At 42.9% G+C, this 18,680-nt stretch carries 15 protein-coding genes; 13 read left to right on the top strand and 2 right to left on the bottom strand.

Translation table 11 applies throughout. The annotated features are described in order from the left end of the window. The first annotated feature begins 317 nt into the window (after window positions 1-317). The 8 genes from ACFPRA_RS24035 to ACFPRA_RS24000 all read left to right on the top strand — a co-directional run bounded on the left by ACFPRA_RS24035 (window position 318) and on the right by ACFPRA_RS24000 (window position 11,311). Complete coding sequence (locus ACFPRA_RS24035) at window positions 318-1,733, top strand: YfcC family protein (protein WP_381440431.1); 1,416 nt, start codon at window positions 318-320, stop codon at window positions 1,731-1,733. 564 nt (window positions 1,734-2,297) lie between these two features. After that, window positions 2,298-3,617, top strand: a complete 1,320-nt coding sequence (locus tag ACFPRA_RS24030) for an MFS transporter (protein ID WP_381440429.1) — start codon at window positions 2,298-2,300, stop codon at window positions 3,615-3,617. Between the two features lie 256 nt (window positions 3,618-3,873). Beyond that, entirely contained in the window at window positions 3,874-4,260 is a 387-nt protein-coding gene (locus tag ACFPRA_RS24025) for a cupin domain-containing protein (protein WP_381440426.1), read from the top strand. Between the two features lie 163 nt (window positions 4,261-4,423). Continuing rightward, window positions 4,424-6,619 carry a malate synthase G gene (locus ACFPRA_RS24020; protein ID WP_381440424.1) on the top strand — a complete coding sequence of 732 codons (2,196 nt, stop codon included), beginning with the start codon at window positions 4,424-4,426 and terminating at the stop codon, window positions 6,617-6,619. A gap of 220 nt (window positions 6,620-6,839) precedes the next feature. Further along, on the top strand, window positions 6,840-8,822 hold the full coding sequence (locus ACFPRA_RS24015) for a methyl-accepting chemotaxis protein (protein ID WP_381440422.1): 1,983 nt from the start codon (window positions 6,840-6,842) through the stop codon (window positions 8,820-8,822). A gap of 162 nt (window positions 8,823-8,984) precedes the next feature. Further along, window positions 8,985-9,815, top strand: coding sequence for an amino acid ABC transporter substrate-binding protein (locus ACFPRA_RS24010; RefSeq protein WP_381440419.1), 831 nt, complete (start codon window positions 8,985-8,987; stop codon window positions 9,813-9,815). Window positions 9,816-9,889: 74 nt separating this feature from the next. Next, entirely contained in the window at window positions 9,890-10,549 is a 660-nt protein-coding gene (locus ACFPRA_RS24005) for an amino acid ABC transporter permease (RefSeq protein WP_381440417.1), read from the top strand. Between the two features lie 15 nt (window positions 10,550-10,564). Beyond that, window positions 10,565-11,311, top strand: a complete 747-nt coding sequence (locus ACFPRA_RS24000; RefSeq protein ID WP_381440414.1) for an amino acid ABC transporter ATP-binding protein — start codon at window positions 10,565-10,567, stop codon at window positions 11,309-11,311. 179 nt (window positions 11,312-11,490) lie between these two features. Here the strand turns inward: ACFPRA_RS24000 and ACFPRA_RS23995 are convergent, their stop codons facing one another. Continuing rightward, complete coding sequence (locus tag ACFPRA_RS23995) at window positions 11,491-12,660, bottom strand: acyl-CoA dehydrogenase family protein (RefSeq protein ID WP_381440412.1); 1,170 nt, start codon at window positions 12,658-12,660, stop codon at window positions 11,491-11,493. A 293-nt stretch (window positions 12,661-12,953) separates the two neighbouring features. On the opposite strand from ACFPRA_RS23995, the gene ACFPRA_RS23990 reads away from it, so the two are divergent. Together ACFPRA_RS23990 and ACFPRA_RS23985 are read left to right on the top strand one after the other, a co-directional pair. Further along, window positions 12,954-14,153, top strand: coding sequence for a DUF2812 domain-containing protein (locus ACFPRA_RS23990; RefSeq protein WP_381440410.1), 1,200 nt, complete (start codon window positions 12,954-12,956; stop codon window positions 14,151-14,153). Between the two features lie 116 nt (window positions 14,154-14,269). Next, a complete protein-coding gene (locus ACFPRA_RS23985; protein WP_381440407.1) occupies window positions 14,270-14,938 on the top strand; it encodes an RluA family pseudouridine synthase in 669 nt (222 codons plus the stop codon). Between the two features lie 90 nt (window positions 14,939-15,028). Here the strand turns inward: ACFPRA_RS23985 and ACFPRA_RS23980 are convergent, their stop codons facing one another. After that, a complete protein-coding gene (locus ACFPRA_RS23980) occupies window positions 15,029-15,955 on the bottom strand; it encodes a S66 peptidase family protein (RefSeq protein WP_381440404.1) in 927 nt (308 codons plus the stop codon). A 203-nt stretch (window positions 15,956-16,158) separates the two neighbouring features. On the opposite strand from ACFPRA_RS23980, the gene ACFPRA_RS23975 reads away from it, so the two are divergent. From ACFPRA_RS23975 to ACFPRA_RS23965, 3 genes are all read left to right on the top strand, one after another. Then, window positions 16,159-17,373, top strand: coding sequence for a carboxylate--amine ligase (locus ACFPRA_RS23975; RefSeq protein WP_381440401.1), 1,215 nt, complete (start codon window positions 16,159-16,161; stop codon window positions 17,371-17,373). A 196-nt stretch (window positions 17,374-17,569) separates the two neighbouring features. Next, window positions 17,570-18,418: a glycerophosphodiester phosphodiesterase gene (locus ACFPRA_RS23970; protein WP_381440399.1), complete on the top strand. Its 849-nt coding sequence runs from the start codon at window positions 17,570-17,572 to the stop codon at window positions 18,416-18,418. A 95-nt stretch (window positions 18,419-18,513) separates the two neighbouring features. Then, a complete protein-coding gene (locus tag ACFPRA_RS23965; RefSeq protein WP_381440396.1) occupies window positions 18,514-18,666 on the top strand; it encodes a Fur-regulated basic protein FbpA in 153 nt (50 codons plus the stop codon). Window positions 18,667-18,680 lie beyond the last annotated feature (14 nt).

Here is an 18,680-nt window from a genome sequence, read left to right as displayed (position 1 = left end):
AGTCGGCTTTTTTGTTATAAAAAAACATAGATAGCCCTGATTTATGGATAATTTAGCGCTTGTACTGTTGATTTTTTAGTATTCAATCTATTAGAAGATGTTGAATTGAAATAATTTAATGGCAACAGTGTATAGTTGATTGTTCGTTGTTAACAATTTGTGAAGACCTCTTGTCTAACGTTAACAATCAAGCTATTTTTTTTTGGCTATAGGATCTAACGACTCAAGGGGAATAAGTTTGTATAATTAGCATTGTAAGAAGTGGAAGCGTTAACAATTCAGGCTAATGTTTTAAAATTGGCGATTGGAGGTAACAAATGGAAAAAGAAAGAAATATTAAAAGGAAGAAGTTTCAACTTCCGCATATCTATGTCATCTTATTTATATTCAGTGCTCTCGCTGCCATTTCGACTTACTTTATTCCAGCAGGTCAGTTTGAACGTGTACCAGGTCCTGACGGAAGAACAGCGATCGATCCGAATTCATTTACACAAGTGGAATCCGCACCCATCGGTATAGCTGATTTCCTTACTGTTATTCCGCGGGGATTGATTGATGCTGGGGAAATAGTATTTTTCACGTTTATTATCGGTGGAATGTTTATGGTGCTGAAGACAACTGGAATCATTGAAGTTGTTGTGGATAGGCTGGCCAATCGTTTTGCGAAAAATAGTATTTTGCTGATCCCAATTTTAACTACTGTATTTGCAGTTGGAGCAACTTTAATCGGAACTCCTGAACTTTCGCTCGTCTATATTCCTGTAATTATGCCATTGATCATTGCCTTAGGGTATGATTCCATCGTTGCTGCAGCCATTGCTCTTATCGGTACGGTTGTCGGGTTTACGACCGGAGTTTTAAACCCTATTAACGTCGGTTTATCACAAAAAATTGTAGGGATCCCCGTTTTTTCTGGATTGGGATTGCGTCTAGTTCTATTTGTAGTCTGTGTATCGATCGGCGTCTATTTCATCATGCGCTATGCAAAAAAGGTGCAGCAGAATCCATTACATAGTTTTGTGTATGAGGATGACCAAGAAAAAAGAGCACTTTACAAGAAGAAAGAAAAAATTGAAGCGAAAAGCATGAATACTAGACAAAAATATGCTTCAATTGCGGCACTTCTTTTCCTTGGGATACTGGTGTACGGTGTACTTCGACTTGGCTGGTTCATGGTAGAGATGGCAGGTCTGTTTATCTTTATGGGAATCGTTGTTGGTCTAATTGCCGGTCTGAACGCCACTCAAATATCTAATGCTTTTACAGAAGGATTCCGTGACGTGCTCATGGGAGCGATTATTATCGGGTTAGCTCGGTCGGTCGCAGTTGTACTTGAAGACGGCCAAATTATGGATACGATCGTTTATAGTTTGGGCTCACTAGTAGGAGAATTGCCACCTGTTCTCGGTGCTGTAGGGATGTATCTCGTACAGCTGACCATTAACTTCATTATTCCATCCGGAAGTGGACAGGCCTTAGTAACAATGCCGATAATGGGACCGCTTGCAGATATTATCGGCGTTACCAGACAGACGGCTGTGCTTGCGTTCCAGTTCGGAGATGGATTTGCTCATATTCTATTCCCGACTTCGGGTTACTTTATGGCTGCACTCGTGATCGCTGGCGTGTCTTGGCAAAAATGGATTCGTTTCTATATGCCGGTATTCCTTGTATTTTCAGGAATCGGGGTTGTCACATTGGTGATTGCCCAGATGATCCAATATACAGGGTGAGTGCATTCCAAAAGATTATATTTATAATGGATGATATTTGAGAGAATTGGAAGCTTCTGGCCGTCGCCATGGTTGACAGGCCCATGCAGGTGAAGCACTTCAAGCAGCACTGGATGTATATGTAGGGAAAGCGGCTTCTCTTTCCAGTAAGTAAAGAATAGATAGATGGGAGAGGCTGATTCTTCTAGCTCATGAAAAGTGATCTAGAAGAGTCAGTTTTTGTTGTTTGGAAAATGAAGTGGAATTTCATGGGTTCGATGGTAATGATGCACAACTAGTTGTACGTTTGTGACAAAACAAAAAATCTTATTAGCCGTCATTAACAATTAGCCTGAAAACTTTTAGCTACTCGGCCTAACGACTCCAGCGAAAAAAGCTTGTATAATGATAATTGTTAACAGCTGGTAACGCTTAGTATTGAAAGTTACAAATAGACAAGCAATCACAAGCTAATGTAGGAAGATGAACTAATTTATAATAAGCGTTAAATTGCTTAACGGCTAGTTTGTGTTGAATATTTGTAATTTTCAATTACTTTAAAATGGAATTCAAGGGGGTACGGATATGAATAATCAATCACAGTCGTTATCAAAAAAGAAGAAGTGGAAAGTTCGTTACTCTGTTTTAGCTGTGTTATGGTTGGCTTGGTTATTTTCTTTCCTGGATCGCATGGTAATTACCATCGCCCTGCCATTTATCGGGGAAGATCTTGCATTGGATGCAACGGCTCAAGGATTACTCTTAAGTATTTTCTTTGCCGGTTATGCACTGTTCCAGATTCCGGGAGGCATGTTATCGGATAAGTTCGGTTTTCGTCGTGTCGTCAGTATTGCAATCATTTGGTGGTCAATTTTCACAAGTGTAACGGGAATGATTTTCTCTTATCCACTAATGTTATTGCTTCGTTTTGTCTTTGGGATTGGAGAAGCCGCTTTGCCAGGTGGGTCCTACAAAGCAATCGCTACCTACTTTCCTACTAAGCAACGCGGGACAGCAACAGGGATTCAATCGACAGTAAACACACTTGGACCGGCTATCGCTGCAGTTGTCGCAGCTGCCATTATCGGCTTATATGGATGGCGTGTGGTTTTCATTGTCATGGGGATACCTGGAATCGCAATCGGGCTTTACATCTGGTTTAAATTTAAGGATAACCCAAAAGATCACCCGAAAATCACGAAAGAGGAACTTGCGGAATTAGAGGAAGACGAGAAGGAAAGCGCTTCTGATAAGAAACAATCCGGTGGAGGGTTCAAAGAACTTTTAAAGAAACCTATTTTATGGCAAATGGCACTTATTTGGTTTTTCTTTGACATTACATTTTGGGGTTTTACATCATGGCTGCCTTCTTATCTGATTAAAGAAAAAGGTCTTTCCCTTATGAATACAGGTATTTTCAGTGCATTGCCTTATTTAGTGGGTACTATAGCCATTGTCTTCGGAGGGTTTGTGTCGGATAAAATCAAGGGGAATCGTAAATGGGCGTTTATTCCTGGTTCAATAGCCGGCGGCGTCGCGTTATTCTTTATGTTCCAAACATCTTCTTTAACGATGGTGATCATCTGGCAATGTCTTGCAGCGTTCTTTATGTTCTTTGCGCAAGGTGCTTTCTGGGGATTGGTTGTCGCTACCCTTCCAGCCAAAATTATGGCATCTGGTTCAGCGACCGTTAACTGTTTTGGTTCCATTGCAGGTTTTATTTCTCCATTCCTCATGGGATATATGATTCAAACAAGTGGCTCGTTTGACACTTCTTTCGTGATGATGATTGTGGCGCTCGTCATAGCGGCTATTATTGCATTGACGATCAATGAAAAGCCAAAGAAAGGTCATTCAGTCAAAACAAATGTTGCAGAAGGTAGCGGCGAGGTAGCCGTTCAGTAAATTAAAAACAAAGGACTGTGGAGAATATTTCTTCCAGTCCTTTTTGTCATTCTCTTAAGGAAGAAGTTGAAAGAAGAAATTGTTTATATTGCATAAAAAATAATATAATTTTTGTTCAATTACGATAATGACTAATAGACAGAAAACACCTACAATAAAATGTGTAGTGGTACAGTTTTAAATTTAAATCGCTGTACTAGTTATGTGAGGATGAATCGAAAAGCGGAAATTCCAAAACTAAAAGGGGTGTTTAGGAATGGTGAAGAAAGTGACGTGTACAAACATTGAGGAGATTATGAAGGAAAGAGTTTTCGAGATTGATAAGATTGCCAAATTTGACCCGGATGAACCTCAAAAGAACTATTTCTATGAAACGGATAAAACGGTAGGCGCAATTTGGTGCCTAGAACCCGGGCAGGATGTCTATATACACTCCCATTCAGACGTCGATGATATGTGGGTATGCATCGAGGGGGAAGGGACGTATTTCCCGGATCTGGAGAACGAAATTCCCATTCGACAGGGAATGGTATTGTTGGCAAAGCCAAATCAAATTCATGGCATGCGCAACACAGGGAAAGGCAGATTCATGTTTGTCGGCTTTGCTGCCGGAACATTGCCAATGGATATAACAAGATATTAGAAGAAACTTCTATGTAAGTAATTTAATTTAGCGATGAGGCAGTTGTCGGTCGAGGGGCAAGTAGGGCTATCAGTAGATGTCCTACACCTTCTTACCGTCTGAGACCCAAGGAATTTACTTTTTTATCGGCAGTAACGATCAACATTTTAGGAGGATGGAAGAAATGGCGAACTACGTAAAGATAGGGAACATTCAAGTCTCCCAATGTCTATATGATTTCATTAATACGGAAGCACTTCCGGGAACTGAAGTGGAACAAGAGAAATTCTGGGCGGGCATCGATGAGATTATCCATGAACTGACCCCGGAAAATCAGCAACTATTAACAGAGCGGGCTCGCTTACAAGAAGCTATTCATCAGTGGCATAAAGAACATAAAGAGAGATTCGACTTTGATGAATATAAATCGTTTTTAAAAGAGATCGGCTATCTCGAACCAAAAGTGGAAGATTTTAAAGTGTCTACGGAAGGCGTGGATGCTGAAGTTGCTTCACAGGCCGGACCGCAGTTAGTCGTACCAGTGAATAATGCCCGCTATGCGTTGAATGCCGCCAATGCAAGATGGGGAAGCCTGTATGATGCGCTTTACGGAACAGATGCCATCAGTGAGGACAATGGAGCGGAAATGGGAGAAGGCTATAATCCGGTGCGAGGTGAAAAAGTGGTCGCCTTCGCGAAACGATTCTTAGACGAGACGATTGCTTTAGATGGAGCAATGCATACGGAAGTACAGAAATATGCCATCGTTGACGGTCAATTCATCGCAACATTGAATAACGGGCAAACAGCAGAACTAAAAGACACAGGAAAATGGGTCGGCTTCCGAGGAAAAGCCCAAGAGCCGACTGCGATCTTGTTTGTCAATAATGGAATGCATATCGAAGTGCAAATCGACCGCCTACATCCAATTGGGAAAACGGACAGCGCCGGTGTGAAAGATGTGTACTTGGAATCAGCACTGTCGACCATTATGGACTGCGAGGATTCAATCGCTGCCGTGGATGCGGAAGATAAAGTGCTCGTTTACCGCAACTGGTTAGGTCTTATGAAAGGAGATCTATCCGAAACCTTTGAAAAAGGCGGTAAAATGGTTACACGTACTCTAAATCCTGACCGTACATATACGTCTACAAATGGCGAAACGCTTACTTTGCCAGGTCGCTCACTCATGTTCGTCCGGAACGTGGGGCATTTAATGACGAACAGTGCAGTTTTGGATAAAGCGGGAGAAGAGGTTCCGGAAGGGATCCTTGATGGCGTCATCACAGCGTTAATTGCAAAACATAATTTATTGACGGATAACGGTTTTAAAAATTCCGATCATGGATCTGTCTACATTGTTAAACCGAAAATGCATGGATCGAAAGAAGTAGCCTTTGCGAATAAGTTGCTTGATCGTGTGGAAGATCTATTAGGCTTACAACGTTATACCTTGAAAATTGGTGTGATGGACGAAGAGCGTCGCACATCACTCAACTTGAAAGCTTGTATTCGCGAAGTGAAAGAAAGAATCGGTTTCATCAATACAGGATTCCTAGATCGTACAGGTGACGAAATCCACACGTCCATGGAAGCTGGTGTGATGATCCGTAAAAATGATATGAAAAAGACGCCTTGGTTACAAGCATATGAAACGTCAAACGTAGCGGTTGGAATCGATTGTGGATTGCCGGGGCATGCGCAGATTGGTAAAGGGATGTGGGCGATGCCGGATCAAATGTCGGCGATGTTGGCACAAAAAATCGCACACCCTCAATCGGGGGCAAATACGGCGTGGGTACCATCGCCAACGGCAGCGACCTTACATGCGCTCCATTACCATCAAGTGGATGTAAGCGACATTCAAAAAAGGATTTCCGGTTCGCAGGATCTTCAAGATGCTATATTGCAAGTGCCCATCACCGAAACGCCGAACTGGACTGCGGAAGAAATTCAAAATGAACTGGATAATAATGCACAAGGAATTATAGGCTATGTTGTCCGTTGGATTGACCAAGGGGTAGGTTGTTCGAAAGTGCTGGACATTAACAACATTGGTCTGATGGAGGACCGTGCGACATTACGGATTTCCAGTCAACATATTGCGAACTGGTTACACCAAGGTGTTTGTACAGAAGAGCAAGTAGAAGAAACGATGAAGCGAATGGCAAAAGTCGTTGACAGACAAAATGCAGGGGATGCAAACTACCGACCGATGGCACCTGATTTTGACGATTCGGTCGCGTTTGCAGCTGCCTGTGACCTGGTTTTCAAAGGGAAAGACCAGCCAAACGGCTACACAGAACCGATTTTACACAAGCGCCGCATTGAAGCGAAAGCAAAGCATGGGGGAGCGGTTGCAGAGGTTCTGAAAAGCTAAAGTATTAGCGTGATAAGGTTTGAACAAAAGGGGATTAAAAATAAAGCGTGTCAAGTGTCCAAACAACGAATTGTTGTTCGGATGCTTGGCATTTTAAATTGAACCGTATTAAATTTAGCTTTTGTTAAGCTAATCTGAAAAGTTTTTTTGGAACATTAGCGTGGTAAGATGAGAGGGTCTATTCTACTAATCTCATAAACTACGTGAAAGGATTTTTGAATTGAAAAACATCTTTAATTGGAACAGTTTAAACAAAAAACTGTTGGCCCTATTTCTGACAATGACAATCATTCCACTGATACTTACCGCGCTTACGATCTTTTATGCAATGGAGCAAGGGTTTACGAAGTTGATCACGAATCAGCAAGAGGAAATGGAGCATACCGTACAAACACAGTTCAACAAAGTATCTGAACAGCTGCTTGCCATTACAAAAAGGTATGCAGAGGATCCTGAATTGATTGAAGCATTTGAATCGGAAAATCGGGATGCGTTAACGCAACAAGTGGCGCAACTCTACCCACGTCTCCAAGCGGAACATCAAATTGGTGTGCTTGAATTTGGAAACGCGGCAGGATTAGTTATGCTACGTGGGCATAATCCGCAGCAGCATGGTGATGATAAAAGTGGATTGCCAGCAATTCAATCCGCCCTGGACGGGAATGCGATTTCTGGTTTTGAATTCGGGGCAAGTGGTCTTTCAGTGCGTGCGTTTGCTCCGATAACTTCTGATCATGAAGTGATCGGTACGTTGCAGACAGGTGTCGATGATACCTTTTTAAAGGAATTGAGCGATATGCTGCAAAATGTGGTCATCGATTTGTACGACCAAGACGGAACAATCGTCGTATCTTCAGATGAAACAAAGATCGGAGAAGCATTTGAAAACCAATCGATTTTATCCGCCATTCAGAACGGGGAAACCTTATCCAATCGTAACGGAGAAAGTTTAGCATCCTATATCCCCATGTATGATCCGACTCACAGTGAAATTATCGGAACAATTGGTATTCATCAAGATCTATCGGTCATCCAAGGGACGAAACAGCAGATTATTCATATTGTTTTACTCCTCGCTAGTGCAACAGTAGTTGTTGTCCTTCTTGTATCCATTCTATTCAGTAGAAAAATAGCTAAGCCGATTCACATGATTGCTGAGGGGATGGGAGAGCTCGCAAAAGGTGATTTATCCATCTCGTTAGAAGGTAGCGATCGGAAAGATGAAGTTGGCCAATTGACCAATGCGATGCAAAAGATGAAAGATACGTTGCATGACACGATGGAAAAGGTAGCGGAAGCTTCTTCTAGTGTGATGTTGCAAAGTGAGGAATTGTCACAATCTGCAAATGAAGTAAAATCCGGTTCTGAACAAATCGCCATGACCATGGAGGAAATCGCGTTCGGAACAGAAAAACAAGCGGATAATGCGAGTGAACTAGCACATACGATGGGAATGTTTGATACAAAAGTTCATGACACCAGTGAGAGAGGCGAACAAATTCAACGTTCTTCAATAGCTGTACTGACGATGACCGCGGAAGGAAAGCAATTAATGGATTCCTCAGCGCAACAGATGATGAAGATCGATGGAATTGTGCAAGAGGCAGTCGAAAAGATGGCGAATTTCAATAGGCAGACGCAAGAAATTTCCAAGCTCGTTTCAGTGATCGAAGCAATTGCCACGCAAACGAATCTTTTGGCATTGAATGCAGCGATTGAAGCTGCAAAAGCTGGTGAAGCAGGGAAAGGTTTTGCCGTAGTGGCAGATGAAGTAAGGAAACTCGCGGAACAAGTATCGAGCTCCGTTACAGATATCACAGGAATTGTTAGCGATATTCAAATGGAGTCAACCGATGTGACTGAATCCCTGCAAAATGGCTATAAGGAAGTTGAACAAGGGACGCATCATATCCAAACAACAAGTGCCACTTTCAATAGCATTGATGAGGCTGTTACAGGAATGGTTGAAACGATTAACGGGATTGCCGACAATCTCACAGATCTTGCGACAAACAGTCAGACATTGAATCATTCGATCGGCGAGATTGCCGCAATTTCCCAAGAGTCGGCGGCTGGCATCGAAGAAACAGCGGCAACAAGCCAACAATCGAGCAGCTCGATGGAAGAAGTTGCAGGCGGAGCTGAAAACCTCGCTAAATTAGCGGATCAGTTGAATAGCTTAGTTCGTCAATTCAAGTTATAATCATCCCACAATAAGCGACGTTTCACTTGGTTTAGCCATATGCCAATCCTATCCAAATGATATTTAGGGGTTTTCAATCTGTTACAATCATGCTATAGTATTAATACGTTAGCACGCTAAAGTATTAAAGTTTATGAAGGATTGAAAGGGGATAGAGATAACATGAAACGTTTCGCAACGATTTTCCTTATGATGGCTGCGCTAGTTGCACTTCTAGTGGGATGCGGCACATCAGGGAAACAGAATAATAATGCAGCAACAGATGGGGAAAATAATAATGCATCTACTGATCATACAGAAACCAACTCAGAAGTAGTCATCGGGATCGATGACAAATTTGCACCGCTAGGCTTCCGGGATGAAAAAAACGAAATTGTCGGCTTTGACATTGATTTAGCTAGAGCGGCTGCTGAAAAAATGGGCATGACACCGAAATTCCAACCGATCGACTGGAAAACGAAAGAAACCGAGCTGAGCAGTGGTCGGATCGATCTAATTTGGAACGGCTATACGATTACAGATGAGCGTAAAGAAAAGGTTCTATTCACGAAGCCTTACTTAAGTAATGCTCAAGTTGTGGCCACTTTGGCTGATTCGGAAATTTCGAGTCTTGATGATTTAGAGGGTAAAGTAGTTGGACTGCAGGCCCTATCTTCGGCAGCGGATGCTTTAGGCGCTAATCCGGTCGAATCGAAAATTAAAACGATCACGGAGTTTGCCGATAATGTCCTTGCGTTAACAGACTTGAAAACAGGTCGTCTCGATGCCGTAGTCATTGATGAGGTTGTTATCGATTATTACATGTCCAAAGACGAAGGCACATTTAAAGTGCTGGATGAATCACTGGCACCTGAAGAATACGGTATCGGTGTGAAAAAAGGCAATGAGGAATTGTTGGAGAAACTTCAAGCAGCACTTGATGAAATGAACGAAGATGGTACGGCTGCTGAAATTTCTAAAAAGTGGTTTGGCGAAGATAAAGTGTTAAAATAAGTAGACTGAACAAATAGGTGACAAAACAGGATTTCACTTGTGAAACCCTGTTTTGTTTTTGGAGGAATCCTTTCATGTCTTTAGACTATATCATTTCTATACTAAAACCGATGTTGGAAGGGGCACAAATAACAGTCCTCCTGTTTATCATTGCGATTGTTGTATCGATTCCGCTTGGTTTTGTTCTGACGCTTGCTGTCAGAAGCAAATTCAAACCGTTATCCTGGTTAGCCAACGCTTATATTTATTTGATGCGCGGCACACCGCTCTTATTGCAACTCCTCGTTATCGTTTTCGGGTTGCCTTTACTTCCTGTCGTCGGAGAATATCTGGTGTTAGACCGATTTGTGGCGGCTTGTATCGGTTTTATCTTGAATTATGCCGCATATTTTGCGGAAATTTTCCGTGGCGGCTTGTTGGCGATCGATAAAGGGCAATATGAAGCAGCACAAGTGCTTGGCTTGAATCGTTGGCAAACGATGACACGGGTCGTTTTGCCGCAAATGTTCCGCATTGCGCTTCCTGCGGTCGCGAACGAGTCCGTGACATTGGTCAAGGATACGGCGCTTCTCTATGCCGTAGCTGTGCCGGAACTGTTGCATTTTGCGCAAACGGCAGTCAACCGTGATTTTACAATTGTTCCATTCTTTTTCGCTGGGATCATTTATTTACTAATCACGCTAGTCATGACCTTCTTCTTTAAGTGGCTCGAACGGCGATTCAAATTTGACTAAGAAGGAGTGGAGAATGTGGCAATCATTGAAGTATCCGAACTGAAAAAGTCATTTGGCGATCTTGAAGTGCTGAAACAAATTACATTTGACGTTCAAAAAAACGATGTTGTAGCGATCATCGGTCCATCTGGATCAGGGAAAAGTACCATGCTCCGCAGCCTTGTCCATCTGGAGGAAATCAACGGGGGCAGCGTCCGGATATCCGGGGACTACCTCGTCAAGGACGGTGTCTATCCAAAGACTCAGGAGATCAAGCAAGTGACGTCTAGAATGGGCATGGTGTTCCAACACTTTGAACTCTTCCCTCACTTGACGGTCAAAGAAAACTTGGAATTGGCCCCTAAAATGACAAAGCGAGAGCCGACTGATGCAATACGGCGTCGAAGTGCGGAGCTACTGGAAAAAGTCGGGCTGTCGGATAAAGCAAATGTTTATCCATCTAAACTTTCCGGCGGTCAAAAGCAACGGGTAGCGATTGCACGCGCGCTGATGATGAACCCGGAAATCCTCTTGTTCGATGAGCCGACATCCGCCTTGGACCCTGAGTTGACGGGGGAAGTATTAGCCGTGATGAAGGACCTGGCTGAAGAACATATGACCATGATTGTTGTGACACATGAAATGGGCTTTGCCCAAGAAGTCGCCAACCGGGTCATCTTCATGGACAAAGGGGAAATCGTTGAATCGGGTAATCCGGTTGAGGTATTGACCAACCCTCAACACGAACGAACGAAAGCATTTTTGAACCGGAATTTGAAATAACCAAAAGCAGGCGCCCGGAGTCTAGACGAACCAAAAGCAAAGGGCGCCTGCTTAGATGCCCGGAGTCTAGACGGAAATAACCATATAGAAAAAAGTGCCATGTTTCAGAATCCTTTTCATAGGATCCGATCCATGGCACTTTCTATTTTCGGCTATAAACAATAGTAAAATGTCATCGTTTATTTGCTGTTAGACTTTTCTTCCTCAATTGCAGCGAAGGCCAGCCTTTTGATGGTCATGTCATCCATCGGGGGATTATGCAAGCCCGCTCGAACGTCGCGGTAGTATCTTTGCAATGGATTGCCGCGTTGGAGACTTTTGGCGCCAACGATCCGCATCGCTTTGTCGACAATTGCTATGGCGGAGTTGGTTACGGTATGTTTGACGACTGCAACTTCATTCGTCAGCAGGGCTCTCCGGGATTCATCGTCATACATTTCTGCAACGCTATAGATGAGATGTCTTGCCTGTATGAGGGCCAAGTCGATCTCTCCCAGTAATTGTTGGATATTCGGCAATTGGCTAATCGGTCCGTTCAGGCTGTTAGGTGTATGCGTATTGGCAAAATGGACGGCGTAATCCCTTGCGGCTTGGGCGACTCCGAGATAGCAGGCAGGGATATGCAGTAGCCATCCACTGAAGGATGCCGATCCGCGCGGTTTGTCAGGAAGTTCAACGAGTTTGGAAGCATCGACCGTGACGTTATCGAGAACGAGGTCATGGCTTGCTGTTCCTCGCATTGAAACGACATCCCATGTTTCATCGATCGATAGTCCATCCAAATCCTTATGCAATAGGAAGAAACCGATTCTTTGCTGTTCCTCGACCCACGCCGAGGTCAGGAAATAAGTGAGGGCAGGAGAAGCGGTCGTGAACGTTTTCCGGCCCGTCAGCACCCAAGAGTCGCCCTTTTTCACCGCAGTCGTGCCAGGCCGGCCGCCTCGTGTCGGGCTCCCTGTTTGTGCTTCACTCGCCGAGCGGTTGACCAAGGCGCCATTTAACACTTCTTTCGCAAAAAAATCCAAGTTTTCATTCGTCCACAATTTCTTTTCAAAAAGTTCTCCGATAACGCCGAAATTCCAGCCGATGGAAAGTGCCGTGTTGGCGTCAAAACGAGCCAGTGTCTCTTGGAAAAGGACCATTTCATACACTTGTAAACCTTCACCACCATACGCGGTCGGCAGTGCAACACTTGTATAGCCCATTTTCACTAACGTTTGGATATTGTCCATCGGAAAAAGGGCTTCCTCATCAATTCTTGCGGATGACTGTGCAAAGGTTGCCCCCTTTTCACGTAGTTTTTTTAGCCAAGATTTTTGAACCTCTGTTTTGACAAATAAATCGATCATACCTCTCACCCCATATTAGAATCATTTCTAACAAGCTATGTAATATAATTCGAATCTACTTAATCGGGATAATACGCAAATGAAAAATAAGTTTCTGTTACTTCGTTATTGCCCTCACTTTAGGCGATGCCATCAAGTTTGTCAAGAATCGCATGCATCGAGTTTCAAGTGAAATATTTACGAATATAGGAGATTCGTATAAAAAGAATTGACAACCTACTTTACCTCCCTCACGATGGTAGAGGAAGTTTCCAGTATAAAGGATTGGCAAGCATTGAAAGAAGGTGCTTCAAATGACGAAGATAAAACGTAAAATGCTGCTGAATGATTTTTGGCGCATTGGAGAATATGAAAGTTGGTTTGCCGAGATGGCGAAGGATGGTTGGCATTTACAAAAAGTCGGCAAGCTTTTCGCACGTTTTCAACAAGGCGAACCATTAGACACACGATACAGGATTGCGACGTCATCTAATAAGAATATGTCATCAGAGGAAAAGCTAGAGTACAAGGAAGCTGGCTGGAACCATATTACGCGCTTCGGAGAATTCAATGTGTTTGCTTCACCTGTTGAATGTCAGGCACCCGAGCTCTATGCGAATCCCTCGGAACAAGCTAAGACACTAAGAAGTAATTATAAAAAAATGCGACTAAGTGTCATACTCATATCGGTGTTGTTGTTGCTATCCATCATATTCTATTCAATGCTCTGGTCCAATGAGCAGACACCGATGCTAGAACTCGTTGAGGGGGATGCAATTTCGCAAATCACTCTATTGTTTATCCAACTGACTTTTATCATAGTTACGATCCGGTCAATGGTTTTGATACGTAAAACGCAAAAAAGGTTGTCTGAAGGGCAGGCGACTGACTATCATGTCCCTTGGCGGAAATCACGTTCCATCAATCTAGCGATTGTCATTTTAACCATCATGATAACCGTACCATTAGCCTCGTCGACTTGGATACAAATGGTGAGTCAGAAGACGGTGAATTTGCCAATGGAACATACAGAGCTCCCGCTTGTAGCGCTTGCAGATATTGAACAGACACCCCATTTAGAACGCGATGAGCAGGTGGATGACCAGCAATTTGACTGGAATAATCATTACACAAAGAAAACCAGTTTTTTCGCGCCTCAACAATACGAATCCACGGAACAGGGAATTGTCACTGAGGAAGAATGGGAAGATGGCAGTGGTCCCTATTCTCCAAGCATTTACATACAGGCATACAAAGTCCAATTCTCCTTTATGGCGAAGCATCTGATGAATGACTTGTTATTTAACTATGATAGACGAGATTCCAGGGATGAACATTTTACAGTGTTGGACCGCAAAGGCTTCGATGCCCTTACCATCCGTGAAATCGATGAATTAAAAGAAATCTTTGCTGTAAAAGGAAAAGGCGTCATCTATGTACGTTACTTTGGTCATGCGGATATGGAGAGCCTCTTGGCAAGCGTGGAAGAGAGGATGACTTTCATTGAAAAATAAATGTTCTTCTTCGAGTTTTTGAAGGAGATTTGCTGTAACAGTTATCAATCATCCTATGGGCACCCCGTCATTAATGGACGGAAAAATACTACAATATTAAAGGAGTAATTTTACATATGGAAATCCCTCTATTATTCGAAGACAATCATTTATTAGTCGTTGAAAAACCTGTCAATATCCCTGTGCAAGAAGATGATAGTCGGGATCGTGATATGCTTTCAATTTTAAAAGAAGATTTAAAAATCCGTTATCAGAAGCCTGGGAACGTCTATTTGGGGCTTGTTCATCGATTGGATCGGCCCGTCGGCGGCGTCATGGTATTTGCCAAAACGTCCAAAGCCGCTTCCCGCTTATCGGATGTCCTGCGCAGAAGGGAAATGGACCGGACGTATTTGGCAGTCGTGAGAGGAATACCTGAAAAGAAGAAGGGTTTATTGGAGCATTATCTCTACAAAGATACGAAAAAAAATAAAGTGCATACAGTGTCAGCCAATCATGCGCAAGCTAAAAAAGCGGTGCTTGAATATGAAGTGATAAGCAGTTCCGAACAGTTGAGCCTTCTATCCGTTCGTCTTCACACCGGTCGCTCTCACCAAATCCGTGTTCAACTGTCCGCATCCGGATGGCCCCTCTATGGCGATCAAAAATATGGTCAGCACGTGAATCAGCCGGGACAGCAAATTGCCTTATGGGCGCATGCGCTTGAATTCCCGCATCCGACAACGAAAGAGCCTGTGGAAATCCACTCACAACCGCCCAACGAATATCCATGGAATCTTTTCTGAGTTGATTTAACAAATGTTTTGTACTGAATGTGCCTTAATTTCTGCAAAAAACGCAGAAATTAAGGCAAATCGAACCCTTCGCTGTTCGATTTATAACGAGCTGACGACAGTCTCCGTTACAGTGAGCGTTTGATTGAACGTATTCATATTCAACGTCGCACCAATCGGAATCGTTGCTTTATATATACCGTGTGCGGTGGCAAGATTCGTCATGAGCGGTTTTCCTAAGGGGACTAGAAATTCTCGGATGACGTCTTCGTACGTTTTTCCATAAGCCGCTACACAATTTGTACATTCGCCCATGATGATCCCGCTACAGACCTCAAACTTTTTCGCTAAATAGAGGTGGTTCAAATATCTATAGACGGTATTGATCGGTTCGTGGGTTTCTTCTAAGACGATGATTTTATCTTCTGTATTAATTTCAAAAGAGGTGCCTAACGATCCGACAAATGAAGTGAGATTGCCACCAACTACCCGGCCTGTTACATCCCCTTGAACTAAACTAACAAGCGGCATGCCGGCTGGGTTTCGGATTTCCCAAGGAGCGGTTACCGTGGAGGTGGCTGTGAAAAACTGATTGAAATTATACGGTGGCGTCTGTGCATTGAAATCGAGTAGGAGAAGGCTTTGGAACGTAATCAGGTCTGCATACTCATAAAGTGTATTCAGTAAAATGGTGATATCGCTATAACCGGAAACGATTTTAGGGTTCGCCGCAATAATGGAAAAGTCGAGAAAGGGAAGAATACTGGCAACGCCGACGCCTCCTCTTGTCGGCAAAATCCATTTCACTTCCTTATTTTGAAACATCTTCATCAAATCCGATGCCATTTGCTGAGGCGTCGCAGCAAGAAAGCCGTTCGCGGAATAGACATGTTCGCCAACAAGAACGTTATAGCCCATATTGCGTAAAGTGGCGATTCCTTCATCGATTCGGCTTGCCGCCAAAGGACTGCCCAATGTCACAATTCCGACCGTATCCCCCGGCTGCAAACGAGGTGGTTTTGTGGCCATGTTTTACAGCTCCTTTCACTTATGCTCCATTGTATGGAGAAAAGGAAAACCTCATTCACTAATAAAGAAGACCTTTGAAAGCCTGTCGATTGGATAGAAGTCTAGGAAATCACACCTATCTTCAGAGAGGCGTTGCTCCGCTTTCTTGACAATGAAAAAGCGGTACCCTACACTTAACGTTAGTAAAACAGTTGGAGGAACATATGACAAATCATCCATTCATCCCCATCATTGTCGGAACAGATATGAACGCCTATAATATGGCTATTTCATTCCACGAACAGTATGGGATCAAACCAATATTAGTCGGAAAAGAACCACTATCCTTTACCACTTTAAGCAGCATAACCGAAACGATAGAATTGAATCCTAATCTTCCGGACAAGCAAGTGTTTGTCAGCTTTTTAAAAGAGATTGCAGAAAAGTACGCCCAGTCCGGGAAAAAGATGTTGTTAATCGGGACGAACGATCTTTACGTCCGGATGATCATTGAAAATGCAGACGCGTTAAAAAGCCATTACGTCTTCAATTATATTTCCGAAGAGCTCATGAACAATCTGCTCGTCAAATCGAACTTCTATAAGCTATGTGCGGAACATGGCATCGATACACCTGCAACCTATTATTATTCGTGTAAAGACGACCAGCCGTTCCAGGAAGAAGTCATGTTCCCAGTCATCATTAAGCCGAGTAACGGTGTCGTGTATTATAAAAATCCCTTCCCAGGAATGCAAAAAGTGTATAAAGTCGATTCGTATGAAGAAATTCACAAAGTCATCGAAACGATCAAAGCGAGCGGCTATCAAGAAGAATTGATCATTCAGGATTTTATACCGGGTGATGATACATATATGTGGGATTCCGTATTCTACATGAATAGCCATGGAAAAGCGGAACTTATTACATTTGCACAAGTTGTGCTACAAGAGCATACGGTTACTGCCATCGGGAATTATACAGCACTCATCACAAGGTATAATGAAGAGATGATGATGAAGCTGAAAGGTTTCCTTGAAGCGGTGAATTATGTAGGCTATGCTAACTTCGACTTGAAATATGACGAACGGGACGGGAAATTCAAAGTATTCGAAGTGAATATTCGTCAAGGCAGATCTAGCTATTACATTACGTCTTGCGGACATAATATGGCGAAGTACTTTGTGGATGATCTTGTATACGGCGAACAAAAACCGCTCACCTTGCTGAATGAAAAATTCTTGTTCACCGTCGTTCCGAAAATCGTGTTGAAGAAATTTGTCAACAATCCTGAAGTCCTTCGGGATGTGAAAGAATTGCTACGATCAGGCAAATATGGCAATCCATTATTCTACAAAAAAGATCGCCACTTCAAACGGAAATTCTATCTATTTGCACGCCAGATCAATTACTATCGTAAATATAAAAATAATCAATGGTAAAAATCAATTACGCCTCGGCTGATGTTTTTTTCCGCTGAATGAAGATAAAATTCCCCTATGCAGCTTGCATAGGGGAATTTTGTCTTGCTATCAAGAGTATGGTAGACATACTATAGAAGTAAGATGTTTTATTTACATAATTGTTGAAAAACTTAACGGGAAAGAGTTTCATATAAAGAATTGAGGGGTTTTACAAATGGGGGAGTGGAGAACGAAAGGGTATTGGCTGTGGATTGGTCTAGTGGGGACTTGCTTGGTCTTGCTTGTCGGGTTCAATGGACAACGGCTGCAACAAGTTGAACTGAATGGAATTATGAGTATCGCACATCGCGGGGCTTCCAGTTATGCCCCTGAAAATACACGATCCGCTTTTCGGAAAGGGTTAGATCTCGGAGCGGATTTTCTGGAATGTGATGTGCATCTATCTAAAGATGGCGTGCTGATCATCATGCATGATGAGACAGTGGATCGGACAACGGACGGTAAAGGATTTATCAAGGATATGACGCTTGAAGAATTGAAAAGGCTAGATGCGGGGCGCAAGTTCGGTGACGCTTTTGAAGGGGAAAAAATCATTACTTTGGACGAATTTCTCGATGAGTTTTACGGAAAAATCGGTCTGATTATTGAAATCAAGAAACCGAAATTGTATCCGGGAATCGAGGAGCAGGTCGTTACGTTATTAGAGAAATATGATGACTTGAGCAATATTATCATCCAATCATTCGATGTAGAATCGATGAGGAAGATGCATGCTCTTCTTCCGGATGTCCAAATTGCGGTCCTTATGAAACCGAGCGCCCTTTTACTATCCACGAAGAAAATCGAGGATTTGACATCTTTTGCTACGTATATAAATTTCAACATCTCCTATACAAATAAATGGCTTGTAGATCAAGTTCATAAGTATGATGGGAAGGTACTTGTTTGGTCCAAAAAAGACCATTTGCTCATTGCGAAGTCCTATCAATACGGGGTGGATGGCATCATTACGGATTTTTCGAAGTGGCCGGCAAATGATCCGAATCTCCTTGTCCAAGAATGATACCTTCGATGCAAATAGGCTGGAACATGTTTGGAACCGTGGAATACGGGAAAAATAGTTCATGGATTCAGCAGCAAGGAGGTTCTTCATTCATCATGAAAAAGCAAGAAGAAACACCAATGGAAGTCAAAAAGGAAAAAATCATTCAGAAACTCGTTAATAAAGGGGTCTATAAGCTCGAAGGAAAACAGCTCTATGAACTTCCTCTCTATTCCCTTATGAAAGCTTATACGATACGGATGGATTAGGTGGAACAAATACC

This window comes from Sporosarcina soli, from assembly GCF_042655805.1.
GTDB lineage: Bacteria > Bacillota > Bacilli > Bacillales_A > Planococcaceae > Sporosarcina > Sporosarcina soli.
Note: the sequence above shows the minus strand (reverse complement) of the source record. Positions and strands in the feature narration are given on the sequence as shown.

What these genes read in the sequence shown, in the direction of transcription:
- ACFPRA_RS24030 (WP_381440429.1), top strand. Translation starts at nt 2,298, where the DNA reads ATGAATAATCAATCACAGTCGTTATCAAAAAAGAAGAAGTGGAAAGTT.
- ACFPRA_RS23995 (WP_381440412.1), bottom strand. Translation starts at nt 12,660, where the DNA reads ATGATCGATTTATTTGTCAAAACAGAGGTTCAAAAATCTTGGCTAAAA.
- ACFPRA_RS23975 (WP_381440401.1), top strand. Translation starts at nt 16,159, where the DNA reads ATGACAAATCATCCATTCATCCCCATCATTGTCGGAACAGATATGAAC.
- ACFPRA_RS23990 (WP_381440410.1), top strand. Translation starts at nt 12,954, where the DNA reads ATGACGAAGATAAAACGTAAAATGCTGCTGAATGATTTTTGGCGCATT.
- ACFPRA_RS24005 (WP_381440417.1), top strand. Translation starts at nt 9,890, where the DNA reads ATGTCTTTAGACTATATCATTTCTATACTAAAACCGATGTTGGAAGGG.
- ACFPRA_RS24035 (WP_381440431.1), top strand. Translation starts at nt 318, where the DNA reads ATGGAAAAAGAAAGAAATATTAAAAGGAAGAAGTTTCAACTTCCGCAT.
- ACFPRA_RS24025 (WP_381440426.1), top strand. Translation starts at nt 3,874, where the DNA reads ATGGTGAAGAAAGTGACGTGTACAAACATTGAGGAGATTATGAAGGAA.
- ACFPRA_RS23980 (WP_381440404.1), bottom strand. Translation starts at nt 15,955, where the DNA reads ATGGCCACAAAACCACCTCGTTTGCAGCCGGGGGATACGGTCGGAATT.
- ACFPRA_RS24010 (WP_381440419.1), top strand. Translation starts at nt 8,985, where the DNA reads ATGAAACGTTTCGCAACGATTTTCCTTATGATGGCTGCGCTAGTTGCA.
- ACFPRA_RS23985 (WP_381440407.1), top strand. Translation starts at nt 14,270, where the DNA reads ATGGAAATCCCTCTATTATTCGAAGACAATCATTTATTAGTCGTTGAA.
- ACFPRA_RS23970 (WP_381440399.1), top strand. Translation starts at nt 17,570, where the DNA reads ATGGGGGAGTGGAGAACGAAAGGGTATTGGCTGTGGATTGGTCTAGTG.
- ACFPRA_RS23965 (WP_381440396.1), top strand. Translation starts at nt 18,514, where the DNA reads ATGAAAAAGCAAGAAGAAACACCAATGGAAGTCAAAAAGGAAAAAATC.
- ACFPRA_RS24020 (WP_381440424.1), top strand. Translation starts at nt 4,424, where the DNA reads ATGGCGAACTACGTAAAGATAGGGAACATTCAAGTCTCCCAATGTCTA.